A 15,859-nucleotide genomic window follows, 5' to 3' on the forward strand; every position below is an offset into this window, starting at 1 on the left:
GCGTCAGCGGAACTGGCCGGAGCCCTCGACGCTGGCGTTGTCGAGGACCCGGTCCAGCGTGTCCTCCAGTTGCTGGCCGTCCACGGCGGTGACGCGGACGGAGAAGGGGCCGTCGCCCATGCCGCTCGAGTTGACGAAGTAGTTGTAGCTCTCGCGCGGGACGTCCTGCCAGGCGCCGGTGCCGCGGCGCCACTCCAGCTTCTGGATGGGCAGGCGGTGGTTGCGGACCTGGATGGCGGTCCACCAGGGGTTGCTGCCGTCCTTGAAGTGGTACTCGACGTTGCCCGCCACGTCGCAGGAGACCGGGGTCCAGGTGATGTTGACCCGGCCCTGCTGCATCTCCGCGATGCGCGCGAAGGCCTCGCGGCTCAGGTCCAGGTGGCCGGATTCGCACTCCGGGCAGCGGTCCACGATGCGCACGCGGACCGAGCCCTTGGGGCCGACGATGTCCACGCACTGCCCGCAGGCCGCGCTGTTGGCGTACTGGGGCGTGTTCATCGCCGCCACCATCAGGTCGCCCGTGGGCTCGTAGCTGCAGTTCCCCGCGCCCGTGGCGTCGTAGAAGGTGGCGATGCCCTGCTGCTCCTCGCCCAGCGGGGCACCGCCGCCGGACGGGTCGTCACTGCACGCGCCGCAGGCCAGGAAGGCCGCGGCGACCGGGAGGAGGAAACGTCGGGACTGCGAGCGGAATGGGTGCATGGCCGCCCAGCTTACCCCGTTGCCCGGGCGGCGGCCCGGTGGCTGTGCGGGCCACCGCCGCCGGGAGTTCAGCGGCCCCGGGCGGAGGCGCTCTTCAGCGCGCGGGCCTGGGTGACCAGGCGGAGGAACTCGGCGCGGTCCGCGTTGCCGTCCGTGGCGCCCTGGGCGAGTTTCTCGGCCGTGGCGAGGCTCCAGCCCTCGGACGCGGGGCTCTCGCGCAGGATGTCCGCGGTGGCGGCCACGGCCAGGGCGAAGCGGAAGTCCGAGGACGCGCTGTCCAGCGACGCGCGGAGCTGGGCGCGCTCGAAGGGGAAGGCCTGCTCGGTGGCCTCGGTGCCATTGGGCGCCTTGGCGCGGACGCGCACCGTGGCCAGGGGCTCGGTGGTCTCGTCCGCCAGGTCCACCTCGTACAGCGCGGTGACGTTGTGGCCCGCGCCAATCTCGCCCGCGTCCACCTTGTCGTTCCGGAAGTCCGCGTCGGCGACGTCGCGGTTCTCGTAACCGAGCAGCCGGTAGCGCCGGACGGACGCGGGGTTGAACTCGACCTGGAGCTTCACGTCCTTGGCGATGACCTCCAGCGTGCCGGTGAGCTGCGTCTCGAAGACCTTCCGCGCCTCGCGGAGGCTGTCGACATAGAAGCAGTTACCATTGCCCTTGTCCGCGAGCTTCTCCATCAGGTCATCGCGGTAGTTGCCCATGCCGAAGCCCACCGCGGTGAGCGTGACGCCTTCGGCCGTGTACTTGTGGATGCGCTCCAGCATCGCGTCTGCGCTCACGTTCCGCCCGATGTTGGCATCTCCATCCGTGAGGACGACGACGCGCGACACCACGCTCCCGGAGGCCTTCTTCACCGCGTGCCGGTAGGCCAGCTCCATGCCCGAGCCCATGGCCGTGCCCCCGCCTGCTTCGAGCGAGTCGAGCGCGGCATGGATGCTCTTCACGTCGGTGGCCGGCGTCGGCGGCAGCACGTCCCGCGTGCTGCCCGCGTAGGTGACGATGGCCACGGTGTCGTTCTCGTTGAGGTTCTTGACGGCGACCTTGATGGCCTCCTTCGCGAGCGGCAGCTTGTCCGCCGAGTGCATGGAGCCGCTGGTGTCCACGAGGAACACCAGGTGCGCCGGCTTGCGCTGCGAGCGCGAGACGACCTTGCCCTGCACGCCCACCCGCAGGAAGTAGCGCTGCGCGTGGAAGGGGGAGGGCGCGCCCTCCAGGTGCACGCTGAAGGCGCCCTTCTCCGGAGGCGCGTAGCGGAACTTGAAGTAGTTGACGAACTCCTCCACGCGGACGGCGGAGGCCGGCGGGAGCCGCCCCTGGACGAGGTACCGGCGCGAGACGGTGTAGGAGGCGGTGTCCACGTCCGCGGCGAAGGTGGAGAGCGGGTCCTTCTGCGTCTCGATGAAGCCGTGGGCCTTCCAGGATGCGAAGGTGTTGCCTCCCGCGTCGTCGGCAGGTGCCGCGCCTTCAGCTTCGGCGTGGATGGGAACCGGCATGGCGGGTGGGGGCTCGCGCCGCGCCAGCGCCATTTTCTCCCGGACCGGCATGTGTGCCTTTCCCTTCGCGGGAGCCTGGCGCGCGACGGGCATGGGCGGTGGCGGTGGCCCGCCGAGGTCCGCACCGGCGAGGTCCGCCTCGGAGGGGGCGAGCGCGCCGGCGCTCGATGACGGCGCGGGCGCGGCGATGTCCTTGCTGGGACGTGCCTCGGCGAGGGGCTCTGCCTGGGCGATGGACTCACGGGTGCGTGCCTTGGAGGCCGTCTTGGCTGGTGCAGTGGACGTGTCCGCGCGAGGGGACACCGCGGCTGGGGGCAGCTCCGCATGAGCGGGCGTGTACTGATCCGCGGTCGGACTCCGGCTGTAGCAGGCGGGCAGGGTGCTCACGACAAGCAGGGCACTTCCCCAGGCTGTCATCTGGCGCTTCAGCGAGAAGGGGGACATCCGGTCTCCAAGGTCGAGGCGTGAGTGGTTCGCCGCCTGGAAACGCGTGGCTTTCGAAAATGGGTCTACGGCGATGAATTTTCCGGCGAACACCCGCGCCCGGCGTCCTTGTCTGGCGTACGTCCGTCTGACAGGGTGCCGGTCCATGCAGACCGCGAGGCCATTTCGAGTTCTGGGTGTCCAGCAGATCGCCATTGGCGGGACGGACAAGGCGCCGCTCCGCAAGCTCTGGGTCGACCTGCTGGGCTTGACGCCCCACGGGACCTACCGCAGCGAGCGCGAGAACGTGGACGAGGACATCGTCACCGCGGGCGCGGGTCCCTTCAAGGTGGAGGTGGACCTGATGCAGCCGGTGGACCCGGAGAAGAAGCCGCGCGTCCATGAGACGCCGCTCAATCACGTGGGGCTCTGGGTGGATGACCTGCCCGCGGCCGTGCAGTGGCTGGAGTCCCAGGGTCTACGCTTCGCGCCGGGCGGCATCCGCAAGGGGGCCGCGGGGCACGACATCTGCTTCGTCCACCCCAAGGGCGGCGAGCAGTTCCCCTATGGCGGAGAGGGCGTGCTCATCGAGCTGGTGCAGGCGCCGAAGGAGGTCATCGCCGCCTTCGACACGCTCGCTGCCGCGGGCCACTGAATCACGGTCCGGCGGGGGCTTGCTGCCCCTGCCGGAGGACGCGCTCCGCGAGGCTCCGGAGCGCGGGCCGTACCACGCGCTCCAGGCGGTCCACGACGACGCACAGCACGAAGGTGAGGCCAATGATGACGGCGGTGAGCACCCAGTACTGGAGCCAGCCACTGCGGTCGCCCCAGAAGCGCTGGAATGAGAAGACGCCGCCGAGCCGGTAGAACAGCAGCATCTCGTGGAAGAAGTACGCGGACAGCGACGAGGTGCCGAACACCTCCACGAAGCGCCGCAGCCGTGATGGCGCCGCGTCCACGGGGGTCCGGGCCTCCAGCCACGTCAGGACGAGCAGCACCGTGCTCACCCAGCCGAAGCGCGCCGCCGCATTGGACGGGTTGGCGACGAAGAAGCGGTGGGGCGGGTAGAGGCCGTAGAGGAAGTCTCCGAGCACTGCCCCCGTGAACCCTAGCGCCATCAGCACCAGCAGGGCGCGGATGAGACCGGCGCGGCCCCAGGCACCCGCCACGGTGCCCGCGAAGACGCCGAGCCACGCGTAGCCCAGCCAGGGTAGGAGCGGGAAGGGCGCGAAGGACGACTTCTCCGTCAGCGTGGCCCAGGGGCCGTCCACCTGTTCACCGAGCGGCGACACCGCGAAGGTGAGCATGGCCAACAGGAACGCGCCCGTGCTCAGCAGCCGCGGGCGCGCGGACAGGAGCGCGGCCACCGGCAGGACGATGAGCAGACAGAGTCCCACGCACTGGAGGATGTCCATGCGGAGGATCCACTTCGGCTCGCGCAGGAGCGGGAACCAGGCCCAGTTGACCAGGGTGGCCACGGCGAGCACCTCGCCGGCGCGGCGGAGGTTGCGGTGGACGCGAGCTCGGAGCGCACCGCTCGCGGCGCTGCGGACCATCATCAGGGCGGTCGCGAAGCCGGCGGAGAAGATGAAGGCGGGAGCGACCAGCCCGTCGACTCGGAGCAGCCGCGCCACCCATTCACTCTGGCGGAGCTCGGGCGTCAGCAGGGCGAGCGTGTGGGTCTGGACCATGAACAGCACCGCGATGCCCCGAAGCCAGTCGATGGCTCGGACACGATCGCGGGACACGGGAGCAGGGGCGATGGATGCGGGCGTCACGTCCGGGCCAACCTACGGCACCCATGCGCCAGGTCCCAAGGAGGATGTGGACGCAGGTGGACCCGGTGCCTCTTGGCGTGGGGACCCCCGGCAGTTGAAGTTGCATCGGGTCCCTCTGGCAGGACCGGGTGCGCATGAGTCCATGGCTCGCCCTGGCCTGCCTGGCAGTCCGGGTGACTTCCGCTCTGACGGGCCTCGGGTGCCGAATCGATGGTCTTGGCGCTTCGTCGAGAAGTCCGCACTCGCCCGCGGGGAGCGCCCACTGGCGTGCACGGCGACGCCTCTCGATGATGCGCTGGCGCCTGCGGGAGCCGAGGGCCGGGCAGGCGGGCCTGGGGATGTCACGGCCCGCCTGCCTTGAAATGGCCTACCGGTAGCCTGTGGCGTCCGCGGGCTTCCCGGCGTCCTGCACCTCGGGCACGTAGCGCCAGGCATCGGGCTTGCTGCCGTCCAGGTCCGTGAAGCCGTAGACGCGGGCGAGCTGTCCGCTCGACAGGGATTGCCCGGACCAGCGCGCCCGGTCCGGGTCCGCGGCCAGCGCAGCCACCGCGCGGCCCACGTAGGCCGGCGACTCCGAGATGATGAAGTGCGGTTCCTTCGCGGTGGCGTCGCGCCAGTTCGCCTCGGTGACGCCGAAGTGTTCCAGCATGCCTTCGGAGCGCATCCAACCCGGCGTCAGCGCGACGGCGGTGCCGCCGTGGGGCTTCAGCTCCTGGGCCTGGCTCCACGCGAGGCGGAGGAGGGATGCCTTCGCGAGGTCATAGAACGTCGAGACGCGGTAGTGCGTCGCGTTGTAGTCCGCGGTTCCGTCGGTGACTTCGACGACCAGACCGCCTGGACGGCGGATGAGCAGCGGCAGCGCGAAGTGACTGGTGATGAGGTGCGTGTCCACGCCCAGCCGGAGCAGCCGCAGCCCCTTGTCGAGCGAGTGCTCCCACACACTCTTGTTCCACTCGAAGATGTGCTCGCCGCCCCAGATGTCATTCACGAGCACGTCGAGCCGGCCGTGTTCCTGGTCGATGCGCGCCACAAGCGAGCGCACCTGCTCGGGCTCCAGGTGGTCCGTCTGCACGGGGATGCCGACGCCGCCTGCCGCCGTGACGAGCTCCGCCGTCTCCTCGATGGTCTCCGGCCGGTTCTGCTCCGAGCGCTGGGCCCGCGTCGACCTGCCCGTGACGTAGACGGTGGCTCCCGCCGCACCAAGCTGTACCGCGATGCCACGCCCGGCCCCGCGCGTTCCACCGGCCACCAGCGCGATACGTCCCTTCAAAGGCCTCGTTGCTTCCTGCATGTCAGTTACCTCCATGGATGTCCGAACTGGGGGGAGACCCTACGAGCCTTTCTTGACACCTCCTGACAGGATTGGGCGAGTTGGCGCGGTTCGCGCAGGAAATCACCGCAACCTTTTCACGGCTCGCCTGGTCGACCGTGCACGCGTCTCCACGACGCAAGCCGTACGCGAGGAGGTTCTGTGATTCGACGACTCATCCTGGGCGCTGCCCTCTGCTTGCCGGGAGGCGCGCTCGCCAGGCCCCCCGCGGGCGGCGGGGTATGCGCCACATATCCCTCGGCGCCCGCCTGCATGGGGCAGCAGCCCGCCTGCACGCTGTGCCACACGGCGCCGCCACAGCGGAACGTCTTCGGCACCTCGCTGGAGCAGCACCTGGCGCCGGGCGCACCACGTCCGTTGCCCGACGGTGACTTCTCCACGGCCCTGCCCGCGGCCCTGCGCGCCGTGGAGTGGGAGGACGCGGATGGCGACGGCGTGACGAACGTGGAGGAACTGCTCCACGGCACCCTGCCGGCGGATCCCGCGAGCGTACCCGCGGAACGGGGGCGCTGTGCGGCGGGTCACAATCCCGGCTTCAACGTGTGCGGCTACGACCTGCGCTTCGCCTACCGCCGCGTGCTGCTCGACTTCTGTGGCAAGTCGCCCACGTACGCGGAGCTCAAGGCGTTCGACGCGCGCGATGAGGCAGACCAGCGCGAGTTCATCGACGCCGAGCTCGACCGCTGCACGGCCAGCGAGTTCTGGCGAGGCAAGGATGGCCAGCTGTGGAAGCTGGCCCACCCGAAGATTCGCCCGGTGAGCTCCATCAAGTCGGGCGAGGACGCCGGCACCATTCCGCTCGCGGACTACTACGACGACTACGCGCTCTACGCCTACGCCCAGCTCGATGACCACGACGCGCGTGAGGTGATGACGGCGCGGTACTACGTGCGCCGGCAGACGGGGCCCACGCGCTACACGGCGACGCCGACCTTGCCCTCCCAGTTCGTGGAGGAGGGGCGCCGCGCGGGCAATCTCACGTCGGCCTGGAGCCTCGTCTCCTTCATCATGTTCACGGCGCTGCCCCGGAACGCAGCGGCTCAGAGCTACCGTGCCTACCTGGGATACGACATCGCGATGCAGGAGGGGCTCTACAGCATCCCCGGTGAGCCTCGGGACTACGATGCCAAGGGTGTGCAGGCGCCGGCCTGCGCCGCGTGCCACGCGACACTGGACCCATTGAGCTACCCGTTCCGCAACTACCACGGCGTCGGCGGGTCCGTGTTGGCGCGGTACGTGCCTGACCGCATCGAGCGCTACTTCGCCGCCGAGGCGCCCGACATCACCCAGATTCCCGAGGCCGGCTACCTGATGGGCCAGCCCGTGCGGGACCTCCTGGAATGGGCGCAGGTGGGCGCCAACAGCGACGCCTTCGCCATCTCCGCCGTCACCGACTACTGGAAGCTGCTGGTGGGCCACGAGCCGACAGCCGAGGAGCAGGGCGAGTTCGTCGCCGTCTGGCAGCGCTTCAAGGGCACGCACCAGTACAGCGTGCAGCGCATGCTTCACGACCTGATTCGCACGGAGGCCTACGGTGCGCCCTGAGAGATTCCTGGTGGCCGCAGTGCTCACACTGGCCGCGTGCACGCAGCAGCCGGTGGCCCGAGTGGTGGACGTGGACTCCGGCACGCCCCCGGTGGATACCGAGCCGGATTCGGGGACGCCCGACGCGGTCGCGAAGTCGACCCGGAACAACCTGCGCTTCAAGGGACCCGAGCGACTGACGGCCGACTTCGCCGCGGCGCTCGAGCTTCCTCCGGAGCAGCTCTGCAGCGAGCTGGGGCTTTATCCGTGCACCACGTCTGTTCACACCGTCACGCTGGGGGGCGTGGATCCGTATGGAAGCGGCATCTACGAGCCACTGCCCGTTACAGGCGTGACGACGCCCATCGCCGTGGATCGCCTGGCGCTGGCGAGCTGCTCCCAGCGCGTGGCGCTCGACGTGGGGCGTCCGTCGGAGGCGGTCATCTTCAAGGGCCTGATGCTGGACGCTCGGGGGCGGCTCGTGGACCGACAGGGCAAGCTGGTGCAAGACGCCGTCAACGCCCTCTACCAGCGCGGCCTTCAGCGGGATGCGCTGGCCTCTGAAGTGGACACCTGGGTCCAGCTCGCCGCCGAGATCGAGTCCTCGAGCAGCCTGCGGCCCGGCCGCGACTGGATGACCGCGGTCTGCTTCGCCGTCCTCTCTTCCGCTGAGTCCGTCTTCTTCTGATGGGAGCCTTCCATGTCTCTTCGCACTGATGGCCGGCTCTCGCGCCGGGAGTTGATGAAGGCGCTGTCGATGTGCGCCGCGGGTTCGCCGGTGCTGGGGTCGTTGCTGACGGGCTGCCGGGAGTCGCTGGACACGCCCGCGTCCCTTGAACAGCGTGGCGGCGTCCGCCGAGCGCGGCTCGACGGCAAGCCTCGCTTCCTCATCGTCGTGGGGGCCGCGGGTGGGGCCTCCATCATCGACAGCTTCCTGGCGGTCCGCGCCTCGGAGGCGGGCGCCGGGGCGGCCCGGCTCAACACCTTCGCGGACGCACAGGTACAGGCTGTGCCCGACTCGCCGTTCCGTGCGGTGCGGGTGAGCAGCCCTCGCTTGGGGAACATCCCCGTGCCGGTGGAGGCGGACCAGCTTCCCTTCGTGAGGAAGCATAAAGACTCGATGCTGGTGGCGACGACGGTGGGCACGTCCGTCAACCACGTCATCGCGCAGAAGCGGAGCCTCACGGGCAACGCCGCATGGAGGGGACGGACGCTTCAGGAATGCGTGGCCTGGCAGTACGGCGCGGGCTTTCCCATTCCCAACGTGAACATGGGGACGGGCGGGTACGCGGAGCGGGGGACGGACGGCTCGCTGCCCGCGCACTGCTACGGCGAGGTGGTGACGAACCCTTCGCTGTGGCCACTGGGGCTCGACGGTCGCAAGGGACTCAAGGACGTGCCGCCCGAAGACGTGGTGAACCTGGCTCGCCAGGCGCGGAACGCGGCCGATGCGCGGTCGGTGTTCGGGCAGACGTTCGAGAACGCTCCCACGCTTCGTCGTTGGAACGACCTGCGCATGGTGGGCCAGCCCGCGCTCGAGATGCAGGACCTCATCAACCGCCTCAGCGTGCTGCCCGACGAGCCGCCCCGGCTTCCACTGTCCGAGTACGGCCTGTCCAGCTCACCCGATGGTGCACGACTCCGAGCGGCCTTCCCCGACTACTTCACGGACCCGGTGGAAGGGCAGGCGGCCCTGGCGTTCCTGCTCATCAAGCACCGCGTCTCGGTGACGGTGACGCTGGGGCCGTCGTTCAACGTCGCGGTGGGCGGTGCGTACGGCCTCGCGAATCCGCCCCTGGCTTTCGACTTCAGCCACAACGACCACCGCACCGGGCAGGCCTTCATGTGGGCGCGCATCCTGGGCGTCGTCGACCGGTTGATCGACCTGCTCAAGGCGGAGCCCTTCGACGCGGCGTCGGGGGAGAGCCTCTGGGACCGGACGTTGATCTACGTCGCCACCGAGTTCGGGCGCACCCGGTCTCGGGTCGCGAACGCCACCGAGTTCGGCACCGGGCATGACCTGAACAACGGGTTCGTGCTGCTCTCGCCCATGCTCCGCGGGAACACCGTGCTGGGTGGCATCGACCCGCTCACGACGCTGGCCTACGGCTTCGACGCTCGCACCGGAGCGCCCCTGCCGGGAAAGTTGGAGTCGAACGAGGCCGACATCTTCTCCGGCATCCTGACGGCAATGGGCGTCGACACCTCGGGCAGCGGATTGCCCGACGCGAGCGCCTTCTTGCGCACCTGATGCCGGCGCCTCCACACAGCGCCGGAATGGAATGGCTCTCGAGTGAGGGAACGCCCGGGAACGTCGTCAACATGCGGACGCTGGCGTGACGCAAGGCTGGCTGAACGCATGGGGCGGCGTTCCCGCCGGAGAGGCCGGAGGAGGGCGGGCCATCAACGCAACGACCTGCCGCATCAGCCTGGGAACGCGCCCCGCCGCTCCACGTCGATATCGCGCAGCCCCTTGAACCCGAGCGCCGAGGCCAAGCCGAGGAAGTCCGCCTGGAGCAGGCTGCCGTCCTTTTCTCCCGCCTGCACACCGAGCGCCTGGAAGAGCCCGCCCAGGTCCTCGGGGATACGGCTGCGCACGGCGAAGTCCACCCTGCCAGGCAGATACCCTGCGTTGGCGGCGATGACGATGTGCTCGGGCAACCGCTGGGCCCAGCGCACGGCGACCTGGGGATGCACCTGCGCACCCGAGCTGAACAGCAGCAGGGCCACGTTGCCCGCGATGCGCGGAGGCGTCTTCGAGCACCGCGCCACCTCTCGCCGCACCTCCAGCCGGCAATCGTGGAGCGCGTCGACACCGGGCACGTTGCCGCGTGTGATGTCCGTGGCGCTGCCCGCGCGAAGCAGCACCTCCAGCGCGAGCGGCGCCTCGAAGCGGGACGACCGCCGGGCGGCATTCAACAGGGCTACCGACTCCGTGATGGCCGTCCGTCCGGCGCGTCGAAGCCCATCCTTGAGGAACGGGATGGGCGCGTCCACGCCCTGGTCCGCCACCGTTCCCAGCACGGCAAGCCACTCCAGGGGGCCCGGGACGACGTCGGGGGATACGAGGACGTAGGTGAGCAGGCTGCAGCTCACGGCAGGCTCAAGGCCGTGCGCTGAGAGCAAGGTGGCTCCGGGAAATCCGTCCCCGGAGGCCTGCGGCGCGACGACCAGGGAAGGCACGTCCAGAGACGCTCCTGAAGCGGTTCTCGTGGCCATTGCGTCCGAGGGGAACTTCTGGCCAGCGGACCCGTGCCCGGCAGGCCGTGCCTTCGATGAGCCCTGTCCTGGTGCTGGCCGGTGCCCCTGCGAAGGGCCGTCCAGGGACGTCCCTGAATCGTGTCCCATCGATAGGGCGTCCGAGGAGAACGCCTGCCTTGCGGGAGCGTGTCCGGCAGGCCGTGCTTTCGATGATGCGCGGGCTGGCCGGCTCCAGAGATCGAGCACGCCCTGCGCGTCATGCCGCGCGCCGTGTCGCCGCTCCCGTGTCGTCGGCGAGGGAGGATGCCCGCTGGGGCTCGGCAATCGCGTGAGCCCGGCCGGAACCGTGTGGTTCCCGCGTTCGTGCATGACGTGCGCATCCGATGCCGCGGCATGCAACGCCATCTCCGCCGGAGCCGGGCGGTTTCCGCGTTCGAGAATGACCAGGGCATCCGGTGCCGAGGCGCGCAGGCGCTCCTGCATGGCTGGAGAGAAGGCGTCCTCGCCCTTGGCCGGGACACGCGCGGTGACCCGGGCTCCCACGGCCTGGAGCGCGCGGAGGGCCAGCACCCCGGCGGCGAGGCCATCCACGCCGGCATGGGGCACCACCACGACCCGCTGGCCCTTGAGCGCGGCGAGGAATCGGCGGCACTCCGTCAGCGCGGCTTCAGTAGCGGGCCAGCGCGGGTCCTGGATGTGTCCGAGCAACATGGGCAAAGGGTGTAACGCCGCCCTGTCGCGCCGGACGTCCCGCTCGGGAGTCCGCACGCTGCCCGGCCGGGCGGGCGCGAAGGCTGGAACGAGCGCTTCGGGGGCTCCTCCGCGAGACGGCCGCCGCCACGGCGGAGTGTCGCGCCGCGTCGGCGATGGCCCGGGCCGCGCGAGCGTATTGAGGGCGACACGCGGGCGCGCAGGCCCAGTTTCAGGGTGTCATCGGCCGCGGGTTCTTCTACGGTCCACCCACATGAACCGGAAACATCCCCTGAATTCCCTCCTGCGCGCGGCCGCGGCCGTGGCGCTGCCCGCCTTCCTGGGGTGTGCCCAGGACTCGCAAGTGACGCGCGAGGCCCCCCCGTCGGCCGAGGCCCAGGCCCCCGCCAGCGCCGCCGCGACCCAGCCCACGCCGGAAGAGGCGAAGGCGTTCGTGGAGAAGGTGAACGCGGACCTGAAGCGCCTGTGGACGAAGCAGGCCACCGCGGAGTGGATCAAGTCCACGTACATCACCGACGACACCGAGCGGAACGCCGCCTACGTCAACGAAGAGGTGCTGGCCTACGTCAACGGCGCCATCAAGGAGGCCCGTCGCTTCGAGGGCCTGACGCTGGACGCGGACACCGCGCGCATGATCCACCTGCTCAAGGTGTCCCAGGCGCTGCCGGCGCCGTCGGACGCGCAGAAGCGGGCCGAGCTGGCCGCCACGGCGGCGAAGCTGGAGGGCCTCTACGGCAAGGGCAAGTACTGCGGTCCGGACGGGAAGGGGAAGTGCCGCGACCTGGAGGTGCTGTCCGACGTCATCGCGGAGAGCCGCAACTATGACGAGCTCCTGGACGCGTGGCAGGGCTGGCACTCGGTGGCCCGCCCCATGCGTCCGCTGTACGAGAACCTGGTCGCCATCTCCAACGAGGGCGCGAAGGACATCGGCTTCAACGACCTGGGTACGCTCTGGCGCTCCGCGTACGACATGTCCCCGGCCGAGTTCGAGGCCGAGGCCCAGCGCCTGTGGGGCCAGGTGAAGCCGCTCTACGACGACGTGCACTGCTACGTGCGCGGCCGGCTGGCGAAGCAGTACGGCGCCGACAAGGTGCCCGAGGGCAAGCCCATTCCCGCGCACCTGCTGGGCAACATGTGGGCCCAGGAGTGGAACAACATCTACCCGCTGGTGGAGCCGTTCCCCGGTCAGGCCAGCCTGGACGTCGACGCGGCGCTGAAGCAGCAGAAGTACGACGCGATGCGGATGGTGAAGCTGGGTGAGAAGTTCTTCACCTCGCTGGGGCTCAAGGAGCTGCCGCAGACCTTCTTCGAGCGCTCCCAGTTCACCAAGCCGGAAGGCCGCGACGTCGTGTGCCACGCCAGCGCGTGGGACGTGAACTACAGCAACGACCTGCGCATCAAGATGTGCATCAAGCCCACGGAGGAGGACCTCGTCACCATCCACCACGAGCTGGGCCACAACTACTACTACACGTACTACTACCAGCTCCCGGTGCTCTATCAGGCCGGCGCGAATGACGGCTTCCATGAGGCCATCGGTGACGCGCTCACGCTCTCCATCACCCCGGGCTACCTGCAGCAGGTGGGGCTGCTGAAGGCTGTTCCGAAGAACGAGAAGAACCTCATCAACCTCCAGATGAAGGACGCGCTGGAGAAGATTGCCTTCCTGCCGTTCGGTCTGCTCGTGGACCAGTGGCGCTGGGAGGTGTTCTCCGGTCGCGTGCAGCCGGCGGACTACAACAAGGCGTGGTGGGCGCTGCGTGAGAAGTATCAGGGCGTGGCCGCGCCGGTGGCGCGTTCAGAGCAGGACTTCGACCCGGGGGCGAAGTACCACGTGCCCGCAAACGTTCCGTATACGCGGTATTTCCTGGCGCGCATCCTCCAGTTCCAGTTCCACAAGGCGCTCTGCGAGGCGGCCGGCTACAAGGGCCCCCTCCACGAGTGCTCCATCTACGGGAACAAGGAGGCCGGCAAGCGGCTCCAGGCCATGTTGGAGCTGGGCGCGAGCAAGCCGTGGCCCGACGCGCTCCAGGCCATGACGGGAACCCGGCAGATGGATGCCACGCCGCTGCTCGACTACTTCAGCCCGCTGCGCACGTGGCTCCAGGCGCAGAACAAGGGCCAGAAGTGTGGTTGGTAACGGTCTTGAGTAGACGCGCCGGGCGGGCACGCTTAAATTGCGGCCGTCTAGGCGGGTTCGCTCGTAGGACCGGACGGCGGATATTCGCGTCCGTGACGAAAGAAGAAGAGAGCAAATGGCTACTGGTACCGTGAAGTGGTTCAACGATGCGAAGGGTTTCGGCTTCCTTACCCAGGACGGCGGTGGCGAGGACGTGTTCTGCCACCATACCGCCATCAACATGGATGGCTTCCGCACCCTCCAGGAGGGGCAGAAGGTGGAGTTCGACGTGACCCGCGGCCCCAAGGGCCTGCAGGCGCAGAACGTCCGCGCCATCTGAGCTGAGCGTCGTTCGAACGCTTCTGATGCATCATGAGGGTCCGGCCCCCACGGGGTCGGGCCCTTCGTGCTTTCTGGAGTCCACTTGGTGTCCTCGTCGACGAAGTTCCGTCTCCCGCGCGCCCGCCTGCTGCCCGTCCTCGCCGTCCTGGGCTGCTCAACGACCCCCGCCGTGCCGACGGGCCCGGGCCCGGCCGTCCCCCCGGCGCCGGCAGCGCCCGGCACACGGACCCCCACCGCCTCCGGGAAGGAGCCCGCAATGACGCCTGCTTTCGACGCCGCTGCCCTGAAGGCGGAACTGGTGGCGCGGCATGGCGAGGCGCAGCGGGCGCGCATCGAGCGGGGCGTGGACCAGGTGGCGGCGATGTGGCGGCCGGAGGACGGCGACCTCGCGGCGTTCGCTCGTGAACAGTTCCTGTCGGACCCGAAGGCGCTCGACGCGACCTTCCACCGGCTGGAGCGGCTGTTCGAGCAGCTCGACGGGCACCTGTACGAGATTGGCCGCGAGCTCCAGTGGTACACGGACCTGGACCTGGGGCCCCTGCTGCCGGTGGAGCCCTTGCTGGCGGCGTACAACCCGGCCGCGCACGTCACGGAGGACCTGTTCCGTTCACGGGTGGGCTTCGTGGTGCTGCTCAACTTCCCCCTGACGACGCTGGCGGAGCGCGTGGAGCGGGGCCCCACGTGGACGCGGAGGCAGTGGGCGGAGGCCCGGCTGGCGGGGCGCTTCAGCTGGCGGGTGCCCGCGGAGGTGGAGCAGGCGTCCTCGCGCGCCATCGCCGCGGCCAACCTCTACATCGCGGAATACAACATCTGGATGCACCACCTGGTGGATGCGCAGGGGCGGCGGCCCTTCCCCAAGGGGCTGCGTCTCATCAGCCACTGGAACCTGCGGGACGAGCTGAAGGCTGACTACGCGGACGCGGCGACGGGTGCGCTGAAGCAGCGGATGATCGTCCAGGTGATGGAGCGCATCGTCACGCAGACGATTCCCGCGGCCGTCATCGACAACCCCCGGCTGGACTGGGATCCCTTCACCAACACCGTGACCGTGGCGCCGCCGGAGACGGTGGAAGCGGACGCGCCCGCGCGCTCCGCGAAGCCGGAGGCCGCCCCGGAGCCGGACACGCGCTATGCGCATCTGCTGGCCACCTTCCGGACCGCGCGTGAGGCGGACCCCTACGTGCCCGTGGCGCCCACGCGAATCGCGCGCAGCTTCGAGCTGGGGCGGGAGCTGCCGGAAGCGCGGGTGCGGGCGCTGCTGACGCAGGTGCTGGAGTCTCCGCTGGTGCCGCGCGTGGCGAAGGAGATCGAGGCCCGCCTGGGCCGGAAGCTGGAGCCGCAGGACCTCTGGTACTCGGGCTTCAATCCCGGTGGGAAGCGGCCGGAGGCGGAGCTGGATGCGCTGACGCGCAAGCGCTACCCCACGGCGGAGGCGTTCGCGAAGGACCTGCCACGCATCCTCCAGGGCATGGGCTTCACGAAGGAGAAGGCCGCGTGGCTGGCGGCGCACATCCGCGTGGATGCCTCTCGTGGCGCGGGCCACGCACAGCCCGCGCTGCGGCGCGGTGACTTCCCCCGTCTGCGCACGCGCGTGGAGAAGGGGGGCATGGACTACAAGGGCTACAACATCGCGGTGCACGAGCTGGGACACAACGTGGAGCAGGTGTTCAGCCTCTACGGCGTAGACCACACGCTGCTCACGGGCGTGCCCAACAACGCCTTCACGGAGGCGCTGGCCTTCGTGTTCCAGTCGCGCGACCTGGAGTTGCTCGGCCTGGGCAAGCCGGACGCGACGAGCGAGCGGGAGCGGGTGCTCGGCGAGCTGTGGCAGACGTGGGAGCGCTCAGGCATCGCGCTGGTGGACATGGAGGTGTGGCACTGGATGTACGCGCACCCGGACGCCACGCCGGCCCAGCTTCGCGAGGCGGTGGTGGGCATCGCCCGGGACGTGTGGAACCGGTACTTCGCGCCGGTGCTGGGCGGGGAGGGGAGCACGCTGCTGGCCGTCTACAGCCACATGATCAGCTACCCGCTCTACCTGCCCGACTATCCGCTGGGCCACCTCATCGCGTTCCAGATTGAAGAGCAGCTGAAGCGCAAGGGGCCGCTGGGCGCGGAGTTCGAGCGGATGGCCACCTACGGCGCGGTGACGCCGGATCAGTGGATGGTCCACGCCACCGGGGCCCCGGTGAGCGCGGAGCCGCTGCTCCGCGCCGCCGAGGCCGCGCTGGGGCGCTGACGC

Annotated in this window: 13 protein-coding genes; 8 read left to right on the top strand and 5 right to left on the bottom strand. The window is 69.7% G+C overall.

What is annotated here, in order from left to right; genetic code table 11:
• Positions 1-3: 3 nt before the first annotated feature.
• Positions 4-699 (bottom strand): expansin EXLX1 family cellulose-binding protein, encoded by a 696-nt coding sequence (locus VZL07_RS33525; RefSeq protein WP_426752019.1) that lies wholly within the window; start codon positions 697-699, stop codon positions 4-6.
• A gap of 68 nt (positions 700-767) precedes the next feature.
• A complete protein-coding gene (locus VZL07_RS33530) occupies positions 768-2,633 on the bottom strand; it encodes a YfbK domain-containing protein (RefSeq protein ID WP_426752020.1) in 1,866 nt (621 codons plus the stop codon).
• Between the two features lie 145 nt (positions 2,634-2,778).
• Here VZL07_RS33530 and VZL07_RS33535 point away from each other — a divergent pair, with 145 nt between their 5' ends.
• Entirely contained in the window at positions 2,779-3,267 is a 489-nt protein-coding gene (locus VZL07_RS33535; protein WP_426752021.1) for a VOC family protein, read from the top strand.
• A 1-nt stretch (position 3,268) separates the two neighbouring features.
• Here VZL07_RS33535 and VZL07_RS33540 read toward each other — a convergent pair whose 3' ends face one another.
• Complete coding sequence (locus tag VZL07_RS33540) at positions 3,269-4,390, bottom strand: heparan-alpha-glucosaminide N-acetyltransferase domain-containing protein (protein WP_426752022.1); 1,122 nt, start codon at positions 4,388-4,390, stop codon at positions 3,269-3,271.
• Positions 4,391-4,757: 367 nt separating this feature from the next.
• The gene (locus VZL07_RS33545) at positions 4,758-5,681 is read right to left on the bottom strand and encodes an SDR family oxidoreductase (protein ID WP_426752023.1); all 924 of its coding nucleotides are present in this window, start codon (positions 5,679-5,681) and stop codon (positions 4,758-4,760) included.
• A gap of 180 nt (positions 5,682-5,861) precedes the next feature.
• On the opposite strand from VZL07_RS33545, the gene VZL07_RS33550 reads away from it, so the two are divergent.
• Genes VZL07_RS33550 through VZL07_RS33560 form a run of 3 tightly spaced genes read left to right on the top strand, consistent with a single transcriptional unit; the run spans position 5,862 to position 9,495 of the window.
• The gene (locus VZL07_RS33550) at positions 5,862-7,265 is read left to right on the top strand and encodes a hypothetical protein (protein ID WP_426752024.1); all 1,404 of its coding nucleotides are present in this window, start codon (positions 5,862-5,864) and stop codon (positions 7,263-7,265) included.
• Positions 7,255-7,932: a hypothetical protein gene (locus VZL07_RS33555; protein ID WP_426752025.1), complete on the top strand. Its 678-nt coding sequence runs from the start codon at positions 7,255-7,257 to the stop codon at positions 7,930-7,932. Before VZL07_RS33550 ends, VZL07_RS33555 begins: the two co-directional genes overlap by 11 nt.
• A gap of 12 nt (positions 7,933-7,944) precedes the next feature.
• A complete protein-coding gene (locus VZL07_RS33560; protein WP_426752026.1) occupies positions 7,945-9,495 on the top strand; it encodes a hypothetical protein in 1,551 nt (516 codons plus the stop codon).
• 173 nt (positions 9,496-9,668) lie between these two features.
• On the opposite strand, the gene VZL07_RS33565 is transcribed toward VZL07_RS33560, so the two are convergent.
• Positions 9,669-10,340 carry a hypothetical protein gene (locus tag VZL07_RS33565; RefSeq protein ID WP_426752027.1) on the bottom strand — a complete coding sequence of 224 codons (672 nt, stop codon included), beginning with the start codon at positions 10,338-10,340 and terminating at the stop codon, positions 9,669-9,671.
• 498 nt (positions 10,341-10,838) lie between these two features.
• Here VZL07_RS33565 and VZL07_RS33570 point away from each other — a divergent pair, with 498 nt between their 5' ends.
• From VZL07_RS33570 to VZL07_RS33585, 4 genes are all read left to right on the top strand, one after another.
• Complete coding sequence (locus VZL07_RS33570; protein WP_426752028.1) at positions 10,839-11,171, top strand: hypothetical protein; 333 nt, start codon at positions 10,839-10,841, stop codon at positions 11,169-11,171.
• Positions 11,172-11,409: 238 nt separating this feature from the next.
• Positions 11,410-13,296 carry a M2 family metallopeptidase gene (locus VZL07_RS33575; RefSeq protein WP_426752029.1) on the top strand — a complete coding sequence of 629 codons (1,887 nt, stop codon included), beginning with the start codon at positions 11,410-11,412 and terminating at the stop codon, positions 13,294-13,296.
• Between the two features lie 115 nt (positions 13,297-13,411).
• Positions 13,412-13,615, top strand: a complete 204-nt coding sequence (locus tag VZL07_RS33580) for a cold-shock protein (protein ID WP_426752030.1) — start codon at positions 13,412-13,414, stop codon at positions 13,613-13,615.
• A gap of 258 nt (positions 13,616-13,873) precedes the next feature.
• A complete protein-coding gene (locus VZL07_RS33585) occupies positions 13,874-15,856 on the top strand; it encodes a hypothetical protein (protein WP_426752031.1) in 1,983 nt (660 codons plus the stop codon).
• Positions 15,857-15,859: the final 3 nt, after the last annotated feature.

Origin of the sequence: Pseudomyxococcus flavus, from assembly GCF_050038885.1 — a bacterium.
GTDB lineage: Bacteria > Myxococcota > Myxococcia > Myxococcales > Myxococcaceae > Myxococcus > Myxococcus flavus.

Excerpts from the sequence above, each read along its gene's own strand:
- VZL07_RS33525 (WP_426752019.1), bottom strand. The coding sequence starts at position 699 with ATGCACCCATTCCGCTCGCAGTCCCGACGTTTCCTCCTCCCGGTCGCC.
- VZL07_RS33530 (WP_426752020.1), bottom strand. The coding sequence starts at position 2,633 with ATGTCCCCCTTCTCGCTGAAGCGCCAGATGACAGCCTGGGGAAGTGCC.
- VZL07_RS33535 (WP_426752021.1), top strand. The coding sequence starts at position 2,779 with ATGCAGACCGCGAGGCCATTTCGAGTTCTGGGTGTCCAGCAGATCGCC.
- VZL07_RS33545 (WP_426752023.1), bottom strand. The coding sequence starts at position 5,681 with ATGCAGGAAGCAACGAGGCCTTTGAAGGGACGTATCGCGCTGGTGGCC.
- VZL07_RS33560 (WP_426752026.1), top strand. The coding sequence starts at position 7,945 with ATGTCTCTTCGCACTGATGGCCGGCTCTCGCGCCGGGAGTTGATGAAG.
- VZL07_RS33570 (WP_426752028.1), top strand. The coding sequence starts at position 10,839 with ATGCAACGCCATCTCCGCCGGAGCCGGGCGGTTTCCGCGTTCGAGAAT.
- VZL07_RS33575 (WP_426752029.1), top strand. The coding sequence starts at position 11,410 with ATGAACCGGAAACATCCCCTGAATTCCCTCCTGCGCGCGGCCGCGGCC.
- VZL07_RS33580 (WP_426752030.1), top strand. The coding sequence starts at position 13,412 with ATGGCTACTGGTACCGTGAAGTGGTTCAACGATGCGAAGGGTTTCGGC.
- VZL07_RS33585 (WP_426752031.1), top strand. The coding sequence starts at position 13,874 with ATGACGCCTGCTTTCGACGCCGCTGCCCTGAAGGCGGAACTGGTGGCG.